The following is a 15696-nucleotide window of genomic DNA, read 5'->3' as shown; positions in this document are numbered from 1 at the left end:
CCGCGTAAAACCCTTGAATCGGGAGAAATGCGGTTTACACATGCGGTTACTGGTGGTGGAGGACGAGGAAGACCTGGCCGAGGGTCTACGGCTGGGACTGACCAGGACCGGGTACGCGGTCGACGTCGCCGGCGACGCCGCCCAGGCGTACGACCGGCTGACCGTCAACGAGTACGACCTGATGCTGCTCGACGTCAACCTGCCCGACGGTGACGGGTTCACCCTGTGCCGTTCGGTACGCCGGGGCGAGGTCAGCACTCCGGGTAGGGGCGATCTGCGGGTACTGATGCTGACGGCACGGGGTGGTCTCGACGATCGGGTACGCGGTCTCGACGAGGGCGCCGACGACTATCTGGTGAAGCCCTTCGCCCTGGCAGAGCTGCTCGCCCGGGTACGGGCGCTGCTGCGCCGGGACACGGCCGGCACGTCGGCGCGACTGGTCGTCGGGGACCTCGTCCTCGACTCGGCCCGGCATCTGGTGGCGCGGGGCGACGAGCGGTTGGGATTGACCCGCAAGGAGTTCGGTGTCCTGGAGTACCTGATGATCCGTCCCGGCCACGTGGTGTCGAGCGAGGAGTTGCTCGAGCACGTGTGGGACGCCAACGCTGATCCGTTCACCCAGACTGTACGGGTCACCGTCGGCACGTTGCGCCGCAAGCTCGGGCAGGGCGCGATCGAGACGGTCGTCGGCCGTGGTTACCGGCTGCGCGAGGCGGTGCGGTGAAGGGCCCCGAGGTGTTCCGGTCGATCCGGTTCCGGTTGACCGTGGCGTATTCGACACTGCTCTTCGCTCTCGCCGGTGGTGCCCTGGCCATCACCTACGTGGCGGTGGCCCAGACCACCTCGCCGCAGCCGATCACCCAGCGCACGGCGAAGGTCTACAGCGACAGCCGCCAGTACGTCCGTACCACGACCGTCGCCGAGGTCAGTGAGATCGAGGCTGCGGTCAACTTCAACACCCTGCAGACGCTGCGGAAATATTCGCTGATCGCCGTCGGCGGGCTCTTCGTCGCCAGCCTCGGAATCGGCTGGGTGCTGTCCGGGCGGGCACTGAGGCCGGTCGGGGCGATCGCGAGGACCGCGCGCGAGATCCAGGCGACCGACCTGTCCCGGCGAATCCAGCTGGCCGGGCCGCGTGACGAACTGCGCGACCTCGCGGACACCATCGACTCGATGCTGGATCGGGTCGACAACGCGTTTCAGGCGCAGCGGCAGTTGATCGACGACACCTCGCACGAGCTGCGCAGCCCGCTGGCCATCATCCGTACCCATATCGATGCCTCCCTGACCCTGCCCGGTGCCTCGGCCGAGGAACGCGAACGGGCCATCGCGGTCGTCGACCGGGCAACGACGCGGATGTCGCTGCTCGTCGAGGATCTCCTGGCCACCGCGCGACGTGACACCGATGCGCTGGCCGACACAGACATCGACCTGGCGATCCTCGCTCGCGAGGCCGCCGAGGAGTCCTTCGTCACCGATCGTCTGCTGCATCTGCATCTGCGTCAGGTCGGTGACGAGGGACTGCATCTCATCGGTGATCCTGACGCCCTACGCAGGGCGGCGGGGAACCTCCTGTCCAACGCCGTACGGCTGGCACCTGCGTCCTCGACGGTGACCGTTGCGACCGGTCGCCGCGGGTCGTGGTTGTGGCTCGCGGTCGCCGATGAGGGGCCGGGTATCGCCCCGGAGGACCTGTCCCGCGTGTTCGACCGCTTCTGGCGGGGCGTACCCGGCAACAACGGCTCGGTCCTGCGGGAACGGCGTACCGGCCTTGGCCTGGCGATCGTCCGGCAGATCGTCGAGTCGCACGGCGGTCAGGTGGCGGCGTTCTCGCGTCTCGGGGTAGGCAGCACCTTCGTGCTGTGGTTACCGGCCGTCGACTGCAGCGGTGAGGATCCACCGCCACCGTTCAACCCCTGGCCCTGATAACGGCATCGCCGAGACGTCCCCTTCGGGCGACACGGAAGGCCGAAGGGCCATCGGTGTCCGCCCCGGGGGAGCGGCCGGCGGTGTCCCCCGAAGAGACTTCCGCCGGCCGTCACCAGGGCTGCCAGTACGTAGGCGTGCCATCTCGGGCAGCCTGCTGGCACCTTCGGATCACCAGTACGGCGTGAGCTTCTTCATGGCCACCTCCTCAGGGTCATCAGTGCTGAGGCATAGCCAACCATCGACGAGTTGACAGGCACTGAACCCGGAGCCCTCCGTGAAGGAAGAGGCGATTCAGTGCGCGGTGGCAGTGTCTGGGCGACATCGTGTCGAACCGGGACCCGGACCGGAAGGGACGCCGCGCCATGAGAACGCTGCTGCGCAATCGAGAGTTCCGCGCCATCGCCGTGACCGAGCTGCTGTCGGTGCTCGGAGACCAACTCGCCCGGGTGGCGTTGGCCCTGCTGGTCTTCGGACGTACCGGATCCGCCGGGCTCAGCGGGCTGACCTACGCGCTGACGTACCTGCCCACCGTCGTGGGCGGGATCCTGCTCTCGTCGGTGGCCGACCGTCGGCCCCGCCGTGAGGTTCTGGTGGTGATCGACGCGATCCGGGCGGTGGTCGTACTTGCCATGGCGGTTCCCGGCGCCCCGCTGCCGCTGCTGTGCGGGCTGGTGGCGACGTCGGCGTTGCTGAGCGGCCCCTACCAGGCCGCTCGCCTCGCGCTGCTGCGCGACATCCTGCCGCAGGAGCAGTACGGCGCCGGGATGGCACTGCGGCAGTCGTTGAACCAGGGCGCGACGCTGGCCGGATTCGCCTCCGGTGGTTTCCTCGCCACCGCCTTCGCCCCCACCACCTGTCTGATCATCGACGGCATCACCTTCGCCTTGTCGGCGATCATTGTCCTACTGTTCGTCCGTCGCCGCCCGGCCGCCGCAGCGGCCGGCGAGCGGACGGCCGTCTCATCGACGTTCCGCCTGGTCTGGCACTCGCCGGCCCTGCGCGCGATCTTCCTGATGACCTTCTCCGCCCTGTTCCTCATCGCCCCGGAGGCGCTCGCCGTGGCGCTCGCCGCCGAGGTGGGCCTCAGCCCCCGGTGGGTCGGACTGTTCATGGCCTCGGCCGGGCTGTTCGCCGTGGTGGTCCTGTGGCTCTTCGCCACATACGTCACCGCGGCCCAGTACCCGAAGGCGTTCCCGGTGGCGTGCATCGCACCCGGTCTGCCGCTGCTGGCCGTCGTGACGCTCGACAACCCGTACCTGATCATGCTGGTCTTCGGTCTCAGCGGCGCCGCGTGGGCGGTGCTCATCGTCATCTCGGTGTCCACGTTCGCGGAACTGCTCACCGCCGACCAAAGGGCCCGTGGAATGGGCATCGCGGCGTCCACGAACCTCACCGCGCACGGACTCGGCGCCGCCCTCGCCGGGCTGATCGCCGATGTGACCGGCGTCGCCGCGGCCATCAGCCTTCTCGGGCTCGCGAGCATTCTCTTCGCTGTCCTGCCCATTGTCCTCTGGCGTCGCGCACAGAGCGCCAGTGCCCGTTCCTGCTCGGGGCTCAGCGTCGCGTAGTGCCCGGCCAGAAATCCCGCACCGACCACGGCCAGGCGCCGGCCCGGCCCGGCCCGGCCCGGCCCGAGACGTTTGCGCAGCTCGACGGCGTCGTGCAGGGTCCGCAGCACGTGGCCGCCTCGACCGGGCAGCCGACGAGGACGAACCCCGGTGGCGACGATCAGGCCGTCGTACCCGACGTATCCGCCGTCGGCCAGGCGCATGAGGCTGTTCGGCCGTTTGTCCACGCCGGGCCCCCACGACGCGGTGGACGCCGGCAGCAGCTCCGCGGCCGGAGCCTCGTCGCCTCCGCTCCCCGTCACCCGAACAATTGACCACAGCCGAACATGAACCCGCACCGGCTTCGCAGCACTGGTTCGTGTCGGAGCGACCCATCAGGGGGCCGCCCTGCCGCTACGTTGCGGCGGTCAAGGAACCGATCATGGTGATGCCCTCCGCCGACACGCCGACGGTCGTCATCGACCAGCAGCCAGAGCACCGCGTGCACGGATGACGGTTGCCGTGCCCGATCAGGCAGATGCGGGCCTGCGGCGCAACTCTCGGATGACGCCGTGCCGCTTCAGCGCCCAAACCAGCCGGCGGGCGGGCCGGTGCCGGAGGAGCAGCAACGTCGCCTCCCCGACCAGCGTCAGTCGACGGCCGCGGAACTCATCCTCCGCCACCTTCCACACCAGTGTCCGCAACCCCTGCGACTCGAGGGCGTCGCGGATCTCGGCGCGGACAGCGGGATCGTCCAGAGCCGCTCGGATCGACGACGCGAGACCCGGGCGGTCGGTAAGGTTGTCCGAGATCGCGTCCGCGAGGCTGCGCCGGATGTCGTCGGTCTCTATCAGCAGCAGGACCGCACCACGGATCTCCGCTGTCTCCAGCGCCGACCGCAGCAGCTCCATCGCCCGATGCCGCACCTCGTCGTCGTGATCGTCGACGGCCAGCGCGGCAAGCAGAGACGTCACCTCGTCAAGGTCGATCAGGTGCCGCAGGCCAGCCCGGAAGTCGGGTCGTTCCCAAGCGGCGAGCACCACCTTGACCACGTTGCGATCCATGCCCTCACCTACCCGACCGACACCCGGGACGAAACGAGTAGGACACGTCGAAGATTCCGCTCCGTCGGTCGGACACCGGGCTCGAGTCGTGCTCGTCGCACGTTGATCGCGGGCGTCCGCGCGTCGCCACAGTTCGGCATCTCCGGCTCCGGCACGGGACCCATCGACCAGGCACTCATCGGTGACAGCACGAACATGTACCTGTTCTTCGCCGGGGACAACGGCAAGATCTACCGCGCCAGCATGCCCATCGGGAACTTCCCGGGCAGCTTCGGCTCCACCTCGACGGTGATCATGAGCGACACGACGAACAACCTGTTCGAAGCCGTTCAGGTCTACAAGATCCAGGGCCAGAACCAATACCTCATGATCGTCGGGGCGATCGGCTCGCAGGGTCACTACTTCCGCTCGTTCACCGCCACCAGTCTCGGTGGTTCGTGGACCCCGCAGGCCGCGACCGAGAGCAATCCCTTCGCCGGCAAGGCCAACAGCGGCGCCACCTGGACCAACGACATCAGCCACGGCGAACTGATCCGCACCAACGCCGATCAGACCATGACCATCAATCCCTGCAACTTGCAGTTGCTCTACCAGGGCCGATCCCCCAGCTCCGGCGGCGACTACGGACTCCTGCCCTACCGGCCAGGACTGCTCACACGGCAGCGCTAGATCCGTCCCACGGCCATAAATCTCGTTCGTGAAACCGTTCGCGTTGGGCGCGAATCACGGTGGGCTGTGCCGGCGCCGATGCTGCCGGCACAGCCCACCCGGGGCCTCGCCTGAGCCCGGCGACCGCCACGTTCTTGAGGCCGATTCCTATCCTGAAGGGAGACGACGACTGCGGGGAGAGCCATGCTCGGGGACATTGCGGAGTCGGTAAGCGCGATTGCGGTAGTGGTCTCCCTGCTCCTGCTCGCGCGGCAGACCAGCAAGTTGCGGGAGCAGACGCAAATCACCAACCTGATGGGACGGTATGAGGCGCTGAACTCCGCGAGCGAGCGGTACGACCAGGCCCTGATGATGATCTTCGAGCATCCTTAACTCCGGTCGTACGTGCTGGAAGGCCGTCCCCTCGCCGACGACGACCCTAACCGTGATCGAGCGCTGCTGGTGGCCGACATCATGGCCGGGGCGATTGACCATGCAAACCGGGTGGCCAAGCGGTTTCCGGACCCGCATCACGATCAAGGGTGGCAGCGAATCGCCGTCGCGGTCTCCCGCCGCCCGGTCTTCCAAGCGCTGTTCTCCAAGTCGCCACACGAGTTTCCCGACCTGATGGCAGCCCTGGCCGCCTCCGGACAACAGTTTGCGGTCGAACCGACCCCTGAAGCAGGTCGTGGCGAGAAGTAGCCGAATCCCCCGGAGTTCGCCCCGACGGGCGTTGGTCCGGAGCGGAGGCGGGCCGGCGACGGCGGTCGCCGGCCCGTCCCCACGGCTCAGCCGATGGTCAGGTCGAGCTGCTCGCGGCCGTTCGCGGGCACCCGCACCGGGTTGCCGTCGTGCCAGCCGGTCGACTTGGTCACCGGGTCGGCCAAGTACCACTCCAGGTTGACCGGGCCACCGCCGATCACTCGGAATTCGTAGGTGCCGCCCTGACCTGCCACATCACCGACGGCGAGTAGGTCGCCGGTGTTCACGCCGCGTGCCTTCAGCCGGCCGCCGCTCCAGGCGGTGTCGCCGGGTGCGATGGTAACCGTGCCAGTGACCTTGGCACCCGCCGACAGCGTGGCGTCATAGGTGCTGGTCGCGCCACTGGTGACCGGCACCGCCTCGGCCTGGAACCGGTTGCCGGTCGCACCGGACCACTGCCGCGGCAGATCGGCGATCGGTGTGAAGAGCAGGGGCCACGCGTACGGCCCGAGGTTCCTGACCGTGTATCTGCCCTCGTTGTCCGTGCCCTCAGGGAAGAGTTCCGACCGGGGGATCTCGAAGGCCGTGACCCCGACCTCGACGTGCTCCACCGGCTGGCCGTCCGGGTCGCGCACCACGCCGGTGACCGACCCTGCGGGGTCCAACTGGATCGTGCCGAGCCGAGTGGTCTTGCCCGCCTTGATATTGATTTTGGCAGCCTGCCTCTGGTCGCCGGTGCCGCCCTCCGGGGTGAACCACTGCGCCCCGTACGCGCTGCCGTCCGGCGGCTTGACGAACAGTTGGTAGGTGCCCGGCGCCAGAGTGCCGCTGGTGCCCATGCCCTGCTTGTTGGTGCAGGCGGATGCGCGCTCGCTGGTGCCACCCGCACCCGGCAGTACGGCGTAGAAGCACACGCTCTCACCCGCCGTCGTCCCCGTCGCACGGTCGACCACTCGCGCGTTGAACCGGCCGCCGATCTCGACCGGGATGGTCAGCGTGGCCCGCCCGTCGGCCGGGATGGTGACCGGCACGTCCTTCTTGCCGAGGTAGTCACTGCCGTCCAGCATGTTCAGCGTGACCAGGGTGGGGCCCGCGGCGAGTCCCGCTACGGTCACCGTCGAGCCCTGGGTGCAGAAGTCGTCGAACTTCGCGACCACCGCGACGCAGTAGTTGCCGACCGGGGCGCCCGTGGTGGCGTCCACCGCGCTGACGACGAGCGAGCCACCGGTGTGCCACGTCGAGTTCACCGACGCAGAACCCCCCGCTGCCACGGTTACCTCGCCGCCGTCCTGGGAGAGCTCACGGGACGAGTTGGCGAGCGTGATCCGGTACGACTCCGGGAACACACCGGTCATCTGCCACTCGCCGTCCGTACCCGTCTGGACGGTGTGGCGCTGGTGCACGCCGTCAGCGATCACGTCGGCCTGCACGGAGAGCGCGGGCGCCGGCTCCCCGGTGGGCAGGGTCACCCGGCCCGAGAGCGTGGACCGCGCCGGGTGCGTCACCTCCAGCGTCCTGGTCCGTCCGGCCCGGACCTTGACCGGGACGGCGTCCTCGATCCGGAGCGTGCCGGGGGCGAAGTAATCGTCGTAGCTGAACAGGTAGTCGCCCGGCAGGAGGTCCTCGAAGGTACGGGAGCCAACGTTGGTGCCGTTCGCGAACGCGACCTTCGTGCCGCCATGCCAGAGGGCAAACGAATACTGGTCGACCCTGGTGCTGCCGTCCCGCAACTCGACACGGAGCGCACCGGTCGGCCGGAGCGAGTCGTTCACCTCGACGGACTGCCCCACGGCGACCCGGAAGATCTTGCCCGCCGCCTCGTCGATCTTTCCGGGCACCCATTGGCGGGCGTTGAGCGAGACCCGCCAGCGTCCGGCGGGCACGGTGAGCGAGAACCGACCGTCCGCCCCGGTGCTGGTGTTGTAGTTGCCGTCGCCGTCGACCTCGTATGCCACGACGCTGGTCTGGGCCGGGTTGCCCTCCGCGTCGGTGATCAGCCCGGTCAGGGTGCCGGTCGGCAGGAGGCTTTCATCCACGGTCAGCGTCTGGTTGCCGCGCAGGGTGAACCTCTTGGCGGCGGCCTGGCCGTGCTCCTGGTGTGCCCACACGCGGAACGGAAACTTCACGAACTGCAGGGTGACCTCGCCGGCCGGCACGTGCGTGATGGAGTAGCGGCCGTCGGCGTCGGTCGTGGCGCCCGGCGCGAAATACGAGTACGGCTTGGCGTCGAGATAGACCGACGCCTGCGCCACCGGGTTGCCGGCCTGGTCGGTGAGCCGGCCCTGGACCGTGCCGGTCGGTACCTGCCGCTCGTCGACCACCGTGGCCAGGCCCGGCACCACGGTGTAGCGCTGGGCGTCGTCCGCGTTCGGCTTGCCGGGGGCGTACTGCGAGATGGTGCCGTCCGAGAATCGGACCGTGACCGGGCCGGCCGGCACGTCATCCATCTCGTAGCGCCCCTGCGCGTCCGTGTAGGCCGAACGCTGCCAGTGGTTGTAGGTCAGGCTGCTGGTGGAAATCGACGCGTGGACGATCGGGTTGCCGGATCGGTCGGTGAAGACGCCCCGGACCGTGCCGGTCTGCGGCTCGAGCGGCCCGGAGATCTGCGCGGCCGACGCCGGTGTGGCCGGGACGACGAGGATCAGACCGACGGCGACGAGGCCGGCGGAAAAGAGTCTTTTGAGCATGCGTGTCAAACTCCGCTGCGTGTTGATCCACTAAGGACCTGAGCCTATGCGGAGATCAGGCCTGCCGGGGGGTCTCTGGATGAACGGGAAACGATCGCGGGTAGGGGTGCCGGTCACGATGCGACGATGACTTCCTTCCCGGCGTGGTAGCCACGGGTGTCGACGCCGGACCAACTCGGCCGTAGCTCTCGCCTCCCCGACGGCTTCACGGGGCGGCGGCCGACACACCACCGAGATGACCGGATGTACCGAATTAGGTGCGGTCAACGTGTTTGGGTCTCCCAGACCGGCTGATGGGGCTCGTCGTTGTGCACGACGATGTTGGCGTGATGGGTCGGGCGGACCGTGGCGAAGTAGAACTCTTGCGAGGGTATGTAACGTTCACGCCAGCGCCGTTCGACTTCGGCGCGAGATGACACCCCGCGCTCTCGGATCACGGCACGATCCACGGTCTTTTCGAGCGCGGTCGACACGAAGATGGCCAGATCCCATCGAACAATCAATTCCGGGCGCATGAGGAAGACGCCGTCGAAGACCAGCACGGCGTCGGCGGTGGCAGTCGTGACCGGCGGGGACAGCGCAGTATCCGCGGTGCGGTCGTAAACCGCGTGTTGGAAACGTCGATCTCCGCCCGGGCCGAGCGGATCGAGCAGAACCCGGTTCAACGCGTCGTAGTCGTGGGCATCGAAGTAGCAGCCTTCGGCCGAGTACTCTCCGCGCGGATAGCGCTGCGCCCGGGGGAAGAGAAAATCGTCGATCGTCGCGCGAATGACGTCGCGGCCCTGTTCGCGCAGGACGACGGCCAGCTCGTCGGCGAGCGTGGTCTTGCCGGCAGCGGGCGGTCCGTCGACGGCCACCCGCGTCGGGTGTGCGACCGTGACGGACCGGACTGCCTCAGCCAGGCGGCCGAGCATCTCGTCGCGGGTGCCCTGGTCCATGTCCTGCCCCGTCCTAGTCTCGCGAAGGTCGCCAGGTCGAGCCGACCTTATGCGCCGGCCTTTCGCAGGTCGTGGCGGCGATCAGCGCCGGTTCAATGGTCTTCCCAGCCGGAATACAGGAGACTTGACCCAGGTTGTTTCGGGCAGACAACGGCTGGCACCTTCCTACGCCGTGACCTCCGGACGGCGGTCAACGACCCGGGCGGGAGCTGCGGCTGGTTGACCTCCCTGCGATCCGCCGGATGGAGCCCGCGTGATACCCAGGGCGTTGAGCAGTTCTTCCAGGGTGTCCTCCACGAACACGTTCTGTGCGTCGAGCGCCGCGCCGATGGCACTCTCGGACGATGTGAGGTGCGCTTCGGCGGACCAGGCAAGCGCCCTCCGGACCACCTCGTCGAGCGGCTGTTCTATCGGCGGTGCACCATATTCGATCGCCGTCCGCTCGTGGAGGTAGGCGTGCCACGAGACTCCGGCCGGCGTGAGCGCCTCTACATCCGCCAGGTCGCTGTCCATGACATAGGCTGACAGCACAGGCGCCCCGGTCTCGGTCACCAATCCCCGAAGTGCACCCCGGGCATCGCCGTCCAGGGTGGCCGACCGCCAGCCGTTTGCGAAGACGCTCTCCTCCAGGGCGTCCACGCCCCGCACCGCTGTCAACTCCGACAGCGGCCGATCCGAACGCGCGACCACGATCCGCCCGGTGTACCCCATTTGGTTAACCCTTCAATTCCGCCGCGTTGCGACAAGAGATGTAACACTGGGGGTCCCCAGGGAAGCCAGGGTACGCATCGCCGGCCCGCATCTCCGGCGCCAACACCGGAAAGATCCATTCCGTCCCCTCCCGGTCGAGGTCCCGGAGATCCTCAGTGGCAAGCACCCCATAACCGCCCCTGGCAGACTTTGTCCACTCGACGAACGTCCCGGTGACACGCAGGCCATCCACACCACCGAGCCGGTCACCGGCCTCTTCCGGTCAAGTCGTCAACCAGGGATAGCCGCCCGCGACGTCCGCCGACTCTCCAAAACGGTTCTGTTCGGCCGGCCGTCAACAACATTCTCGAACGGCGTCCGACCACTTCCCCGGTCGTAGGGAACCTCGCCGGACGCGGGATTACAGCCGTTGGCGACGTAAAAACAAGGGTCAACGTCCCCTTTCGGTACGCCGGATCGGCTCACGAGGGTCGAGAACAGGCTGCCAGAGCCGTCCTCGGCCCTCGTCGGCTTGAAGCCCACCTGCCGGACCTACCTCCGGCGGCAGGGTCGGCCCGACCAAGTCCTTCCCGGGTCCGGTCCACCACCGGCGAAGCCACAGCTTCGACTCGTCGGTCGAGGACTGGCTGGCTGAGATCTTGAAGGTTGCCGAGGCTCCGCACTGGGTAGTGGTCCGCTGATTCACCACTGTCCATCACCAAGCCCGGAGGCCCGCCGTGACCCTTTCGCTATTCCTCTACATCCTCGGCACCATCGCCCTCGCGCTCGAAGCGATCGGTGTCCGGGCCCCCAGGGTCTCGCTCGGCTGGCTCGGCCTGACCCTCATCGCCTTCACCGCGCTGATCCTGCCCGAAATCGACTGATACTCAGTGCCCGTCGGAGCCGCGACTCTCCGGCATCGCTCTGACCCGCCGAGCACGCCCTGCCGCGGGCCGGCGAGCCTCCGTGGGCTCCCGTAGGCGAGGTCGCCGGGCTGCTTTGGCCGCCCATCAATCAAGCCGCCTGACCTGTATCCCTCAGGTCAGGCGGCGTCGGCTGCGAAAATCGCTGTCCGGCCGTCGGAGCACACTGGTAGAAAGCCGGAGTGCAAAAGACTTTGACGTTCTCTGAGCAGCTGCGGCTCATTGACGAACGGTCGACCGCCTTCCGCGCCGCGGTCGCCGCGGCACCCAGCCTCGACATGCAGGTGCCAACCCATCCCGAGCGGACGCTGTTCGATCTCGTGCAACACGTCGGTATGGGCCGCCGCAAAGCAGCCGCCGTCGTCGCCGCTGGGCCTGCAGACGGTCCCCCGGAGAAGTCTGTCTGGGAGGGCGGCGCGGGTGCGCCTCGGGAACGCGACGCTCTGCTGGCCTGGTGGACCGAGTCCATCGAGCAACTGGCGAGCGTGCTCCGCGAGGCCGGCCCGGAGCGCGATTGTTGGACGTGGTGGGGTGACTCGCAGTCCCCGCAAACCTCTGGCGCCTGGGCCCGGCGCCAAATTCACGAGATCGCGGTGTACACGTACGACGCCCAGCTCACCGTGGGTGTCCCGCAGCCGCTACCGGAGGAGGTCGCCCTCGACGGTTTCGACGACTGCCAGTTCACCCTCTGCTCAACAACGGTCGCCTGGCCGCACGAACCCGCCGTCGTCGAATACCACGCCACCGAGGGCCCCTCCTGGCGCCTTCGGCTTTCCCAGGACGGCGCATGGGCCGCCCGCCTGCCCAGGCCCGATGCCGGCGAGGGCCCGGACACCCCCGACGCCTCCGCCCAGGGCACGGCCAGTGACCTGGTCCTGGTCTTCTACAACCGCATACCGCTGGATTCCCTGAGGCTAAAAGGCGACCGCCGCATCTTCGACCAGCTCATCGCGTGGGACCCGTCCGTGTAACAACCTTTCGTCATAGGCTGGACCCAAGTGCCCTTGCACGCCGGCCGCTGGACCCTCTCCTGGGGCATGCCGCGCCGGGGCGTTGGCGGCGTTTGCGTCATCGACCCGGATCAGGGCCACCGGATCGCCGAGGGCGGTGCTCCGGAGGTGGTCGTACTCGCGCCCGCCGCAGATCCTCGATGGATCTCGGCAGTGCGGCAGCCGCTCCTGCCTGCGTGCGACGGGCGCATCGTGGCAAGCGTCCGGATCTGCCGCAGACCGCGCGCTCGGGCAAGGCGTGCCGGTCGCGCTGCGTCGGTCGGCCCCGGTGCAGTCCCCATCAGGGTACGGCGAGGGGCGGGCGTAAGTCGTGCTCGCGTGGAGTAGCCTTCGCACTAGCCGCAGCCGGCACCGGCAGGCGCTGGAGGCGGTTCAGGTGACGCTCGATGAGGTGTTGCGCCATGTCGATACGCTCGACGGCGATCCATGGCCAGCGGTCGAGGAGTTGGCCGGAAGCGGCGACCATTCGTTAGTGCCGCCCGTGCAGGCCGCGTTGGAGCGCTATCTCGACGAGCACAACTGGTACGGCCGGGACTTGATGGTTTATATCCTGGCCGAGCTGCGCGGCACCGCGGCGTTCCCGCTGCTGCTACGCGCGTTCGCTCGTCCCCTGCCCGGCGATGACCGCGATGACCTCTGCGCCTGGCTGGCTAACATCATGAAAGCCGATCCGGCGGGCTGCCGGCCTACCGCACTGTCGTTCATCGCCGCCGAGCATCGTGACCTACGAGGCGCCGGGTTGTGGGCCCTTGGCTACCTCATCCGGCCCAGCGACGTCGACGTGCTGCAACAGGCGCTGACTGACGCTGACCCTCAGATCCGGCGGACCGTGCTGGGTTCTCTGACAAGCCTCAAGGGCGACAGGCGCGCGTACGAGTTGATGCTGTCCGCCTTACACGACCCGGACGACCGGACCCGGCGATCCGCAGTCTTGCATCTGCGCTGGTTCGCTGACCCGGACGCCGTCGATCATCTCCTACCCCTGACTCGCGATCCCGCCGCGCACGTCCGCGCCGCGCTGGGCGAGACCATCGGCCACCTGCCCATCGCCCCAGACCATCGGCCAGCTGCGACGGCCGCCCTCCTGTTACTGCTCGGAGACGCCGAGCCCGAGGTACGCGCTGGCGCGGCCAGTGGGCTCGGGAGCCTGGGTGGACCAGTCGATGCTCTGCAAGACCGCGCCGGCGACCCCGACCAGCACGTGCGCGCCGCCATCGCCGTGGCCCTCGCCAAGAACGCCGACCCGAGCCTGACCTGAACACTGTGGATTTTGGCCTCGGACACCTCCGCCGCCGTACGCGCCGACCTGGCAACCGCGCTGGGAGGCTGCACCTGGACCGGTGCACGACCACTGATCACCACCCTCACCCAGGACCCGGACCACGCCGTACGAGCCCGCGCCACCGTCGCCCTCACTCGAATCTCATAGCGCCCGGCACCCAGCCCTCGAGGAGTCCGGATACCGGTAGCGTCTGATCAAGGAACATCGCCAGCAGTTGATCTACGCGAGAGCTGCGGGGGCCGTCGGGAAAGAGCGACCGGCGACCGGACTGCTAGCGTTCGCCGCCATGTGGACCGAGGAGATCGTGGCCGGGCGCCCGGCGTGGCGGCACGCCCCGTCGGGCGTGGTGTTCCGGAAGGTGCCGGGCGGCACGTTCCGGATGGGCTTGTCCGACGCGGAGCTGGACGCGGTACGCGTCATCGAGCACAGCGGCGGGGTCGAGGACACCCTGGAGCCGTTCTTCGCCGGCGCCGGGGACGCACAGCCGGTGCGCGAGGTCCGGGTCGAGCCCTTCCTGATCGCCCGGCACCCGCTGACGGTGGCGCAGGTCCGGCATTGGCTGCCCGAGTACGAGGACTCCTACACCGAGTCGGACACTGCCACCGCCCGACTCGAAGACGACTTGGACGACCTGCTCAAGCTGCTGCCGTTCCGGCTGCCCAGCGAGGCGCAGTGGGAATACGCCGCCCGAGCTGGCACCACCACGCTGACCTTCCGCGGCGACGGGAAGCCCGGCGAGGAGCATCTGCTCGACGACTTCGGGGACGAGATACGGACAGCAGCCGGGGAGAACGCGTTCGGGCTGGCGGCGATGGGGTCGGCGAACGAGCTCTGCACCGACGTCTGGATCCCCGGGTTCGCGGGCGCGCCGGTAGACGCGCGCCCACGGACGGGCGACGGGCCCCGGACCGTACGTGGCGGAGCCGCCGACCTCTACCCGTGGCAGGGCTGCGACGAGTGGCTGCTGCTCCTCGCAGCCACCCGGTACGAGCACGCCGATTTCACCTCGGTTCGCCCGGTCGCACCACTGCCACCCCGCTGAAGCCGTCTTGGCGAATCCGGAAAGGTATCGGTATTTGCACTTGAAACGACGCTGAAAATGCCGATGCGCGGATGCCACCGAAGCGCCTTGCAGGACCGAGCCGCAACGAAATTTCTCGCGGGCCCTCAATGCGTGTGGGAGAGGGCTGTCGGGCGGGGCGTCGGTGAGTGCGGGTCCTTCGGTGATCCGGGTATAGACGGGCGCAACGCTGGATGCCGGTGGCGTGCAGCACCATGGGCGCGGGCCTCAACTGACGTCGGTGACCTTCAGCGCCACCGCTCCGATAATCCTGCTGCCCTTCGGTTAGCATCCCGCAGTGTCTCTCACTGATGCTGCCGTCGCAGCGGACCTCGCCCCGGCTGGACTCGTGCTCCTGGGCCGCGTACGCGAAGACGTCACCCTGCCGCTGCCGCCGCCACCGCCTCATTACTCACCGGCAAATTGCGGGCCGGAGCACGGGAGGTTCGACTCCCATCCGGACGAGGTGGTCGACGTTGACGATCCCGAGATGCCAGCGAGGGTCAACACCGGTTGGTGGCGGATGGCCACGGAATACGGCCTCATCGACCACCGGCAAGAACTTCTCCTCGCCGTCAACTACAGCGACCCTGACGGGGTCGAACCCGAGTACGCCTGGGTCAGGGTCCGCCTGTCCGATGCATGGGACCTGGCAGGGAGTGGCTCGACCACGCTGAGAAGCGGTTTCGCGGGACTCTTCACTGACCGGTTCGTACCTGAATTCTCCATGCTCTCTCTGGATCACCGGGCAATGCTCAACACAACGGTGTGGGGAGACGGGACCATCAGCACGATCGTCATTCGTCCCGATCGGCTCGCCGAACAGGCCAAGTAGTTGGGTCGACTCCCGACCCAGATGTCCCCTTGGACCTGTTGGAAGCTACCGAGCGTAGTGCCTGATGAGAGGCCTGTCAGTCGGGCTGATGGAGGGTGCGTCGTTGCTGTCGCCGGGCTGGGTCTCCTCGGGTGAGTCGGCGGATCATCTGGTTGATCGCGGCCCACCGGATCAGGGCTTCAGACACCGCCGGGTCACGTTCGTAGGGTTCGACGCCATGGTCGAGGACGTAGACGACCTCCGAGCGCCGGCACCACCGGCATGGCCGGCGCCGGTTGCCGCCTCGCCTAGACGAGTAAGTCCTAACTATCCCTGAGTCGCGGGAATGACGAAGGGTGTCGATGATCCGTTTGTGACGACAGACATCAACACCCTTCTGAC

15 protein-coding genes and 2 pseudogenes are annotated in these 15696 nt (G+C 68.1%); 12 read left to right on the top strand and 5 right to left on the bottom strand.

Annotation, left to right across the window (positions count from 1 at the left end; translation table 11 throughout):
* Positions 1-40: 40 nt before the first annotated feature.
* The 3 genes from ACWEFB_RS16155 (at position 41) to ACWEFB_RS16145 (ending at position 3497) form a co-directional block, all read left to right on the top strand.
* Positions 41-724: a response regulator gene (locus ACWEFB_RS16155; RefSeq protein WP_452286094.1), complete on the top strand. Its 684-nt coding sequence runs from the start codon at positions 41-43 to the stop codon at positions 722-724.
* Positions 721-1926: a sensor histidine kinase gene (locus ACWEFB_RS16150; RefSeq protein ID WP_452286092.1), complete on the top strand. Its 1206-nt coding sequence runs from the start codon at positions 721-723 to the stop codon at positions 1924-1926. Before ACWEFB_RS16155 ends, ACWEFB_RS16150 begins: the two co-directional genes overlap by 4 nt.
* A gap of 365 nt (positions 1927-2291) precedes the next feature.
* Positions 2292-3497, top strand: a complete 1206-nt coding sequence (locus tag ACWEFB_RS16145; RefSeq protein ID WP_452286090.1) for an MFS transporter — start codon at positions 2292-2294, stop codon at positions 3495-3497.
* Here ACWEFB_RS16145 and ACWEFB_RS16140 read toward each other — a convergent pair.
* Both ACWEFB_RS16140 and ACWEFB_RS16135 read right to left on the bottom strand, forming a co-directional pair.
* Positions 3470-3700, bottom strand: a pseudogene (locus ACWEFB_RS16140) (FAD-dependent oxidoreductase); the annotation flags it as partial. The gene ACWEFB_RS16145 and the pseudogene ACWEFB_RS16140 sit on opposite strands and share 28 nt — an antisense overlap.
* A gap of 306 nt (positions 3701-4006) precedes the next feature.
* Positions 4007-4540, bottom strand: a complete 534-nt coding sequence (locus ACWEFB_RS16135) for a hypothetical protein (protein ID WP_452286088.1) — start codon at positions 4538-4540, stop codon at positions 4007-4009.
* A gap of 132 nt (positions 4541-4672) precedes the next feature.
* Between ACWEFB_RS16135 and ACWEFB_RS16130 the strand changes: the two are divergent.
* From ACWEFB_RS16130 to ACWEFB_RS16120, 3 genes and pseudogenes are all read left to right on the top strand, one after another.
* Positions 4673-5209, top strand: a pseudogene (locus ACWEFB_RS16130) (non-reducing end alpha-L-arabinofuranosidase family hydrolase); the annotation flags it as partial.
* Positions 5210-5434: 225 nt separating this feature from the next.
* On the top strand, positions 5435-5581 hold the full coding sequence (locus tag ACWEFB_RS16125) for a hypothetical protein (protein WP_452286086.1): 147 nt from the start codon (positions 5435-5437) through the stop codon (positions 5579-5581).
* Positions 5582-5593: 12 nt separating this feature from the next.
* On the top strand, positions 5594-5890 hold the full coding sequence (locus ACWEFB_RS16120) for a hypothetical protein (RefSeq protein ID WP_452286085.1): 297 nt from the start codon (positions 5594-5596) through the stop codon (positions 5888-5890).
* Between the two features lie 86 nt (positions 5891-5976).
* Here ACWEFB_RS16120 and ACWEFB_RS16115 read toward each other — a convergent pair whose 3' ends face one another.
* The 3 genes from ACWEFB_RS16115 to ACWEFB_RS16105 all read right to left on the bottom strand — a co-directional run bounded on the left by ACWEFB_RS16115 (position 5977) and on the right by ACWEFB_RS16105 (position 10226).
* Positions 5977-8577 (bottom strand): carboxypeptidase regulatory-like domain-containing protein, encoded by a 2601-nt coding sequence (locus tag ACWEFB_RS16115; protein WP_452286083.1) that lies wholly within the window; start codon positions 8575-8577, stop codon positions 5977-5979.
* A gap of 263 nt (positions 8578-8840) precedes the next feature.
* The gene (locus ACWEFB_RS16110) at positions 8841-9515 is read right to left on the bottom strand and encodes a uridylate kinase (protein WP_452286081.1); all 675 of its coding nucleotides are present in this window, start codon (positions 9513-9515) and stop codon (positions 8841-8843) included.
* A gap of 165 nt (positions 9516-9680) precedes the next feature.
* Positions 9681-10226 (bottom strand): hypothetical protein, encoded by a 546-nt coding sequence (locus tag ACWEFB_RS16105; RefSeq protein WP_452286079.1) that lies wholly within the window; start codon positions 10224-10226, stop codon positions 9681-9683.
* A 716-nt stretch (positions 10227-10942) separates the two neighbouring features.
* Here ACWEFB_RS16105 and ACWEFB_RS16100 point away from each other — a divergent pair.
* From ACWEFB_RS16100 to ACWEFB_RS16075, 6 genes are all read left to right on the top strand, one after another.
* The gene (locus tag ACWEFB_RS16100) at positions 10943-11089 is read left to right on the top strand and encodes a hypothetical protein (protein ID WP_326557325.1); all 147 of its coding nucleotides are present in this window, start codon (positions 10943-10945) and stop codon (positions 11087-11089) included.
* 221 nt (positions 11090-11310) lie between these two features.
* Positions 11311-12099, top strand: a complete 789-nt coding sequence (locus tag ACWEFB_RS16095; protein WP_452286077.1) for a maleylpyruvate isomerase N-terminal domain-containing protein — start codon at positions 11311-11313, stop codon at positions 12097-12099.
* 415 nt (positions 12100-12514) lie between these two features.
* On the top strand, positions 12515-13396 hold the full coding sequence (locus ACWEFB_RS16090) for a HEAT repeat domain-containing protein (RefSeq protein ID WP_452286075.1): 882 nt from the start codon (positions 12515-12517) through the stop codon (positions 13394-13396).
* Between the two features lie 12 nt (positions 13397-13408).
* Positions 13409-13567: a HEAT repeat domain-containing protein gene (locus tag ACWEFB_RS16085; RefSeq protein WP_452286073.1), complete on the top strand. Its 159-nt coding sequence runs from the start codon at positions 13409-13411 to the stop codon at positions 13565-13567.
* A gap of 139 nt (positions 13568-13706) precedes the next feature.
* Positions 13707-14462, top strand: a complete 756-nt coding sequence (locus ACWEFB_RS16080) for a formylglycine-generating enzyme family protein (protein ID WP_452286071.1) — start codon at positions 13707-13709, stop codon at positions 14460-14462.
* A gap of 316 nt (positions 14463-14778) precedes the next feature.
* Entirely contained in the window at positions 14779-15315 is a 537-nt protein-coding gene (locus tag ACWEFB_RS16075) for a hypothetical protein (RefSeq protein ID WP_452286069.1), read from the top strand.
* The last annotated feature ends 381 nt before the right edge of the window (positions 15316-15696 follow it).

It is taken from the genome of Micromonospora sp. NPDC004704 (assembly GCF_053601675.1).
Note: the sequence above shows the minus strand (reverse complement) of the source record. Positions and strands in the feature narration are given on the sequence as shown.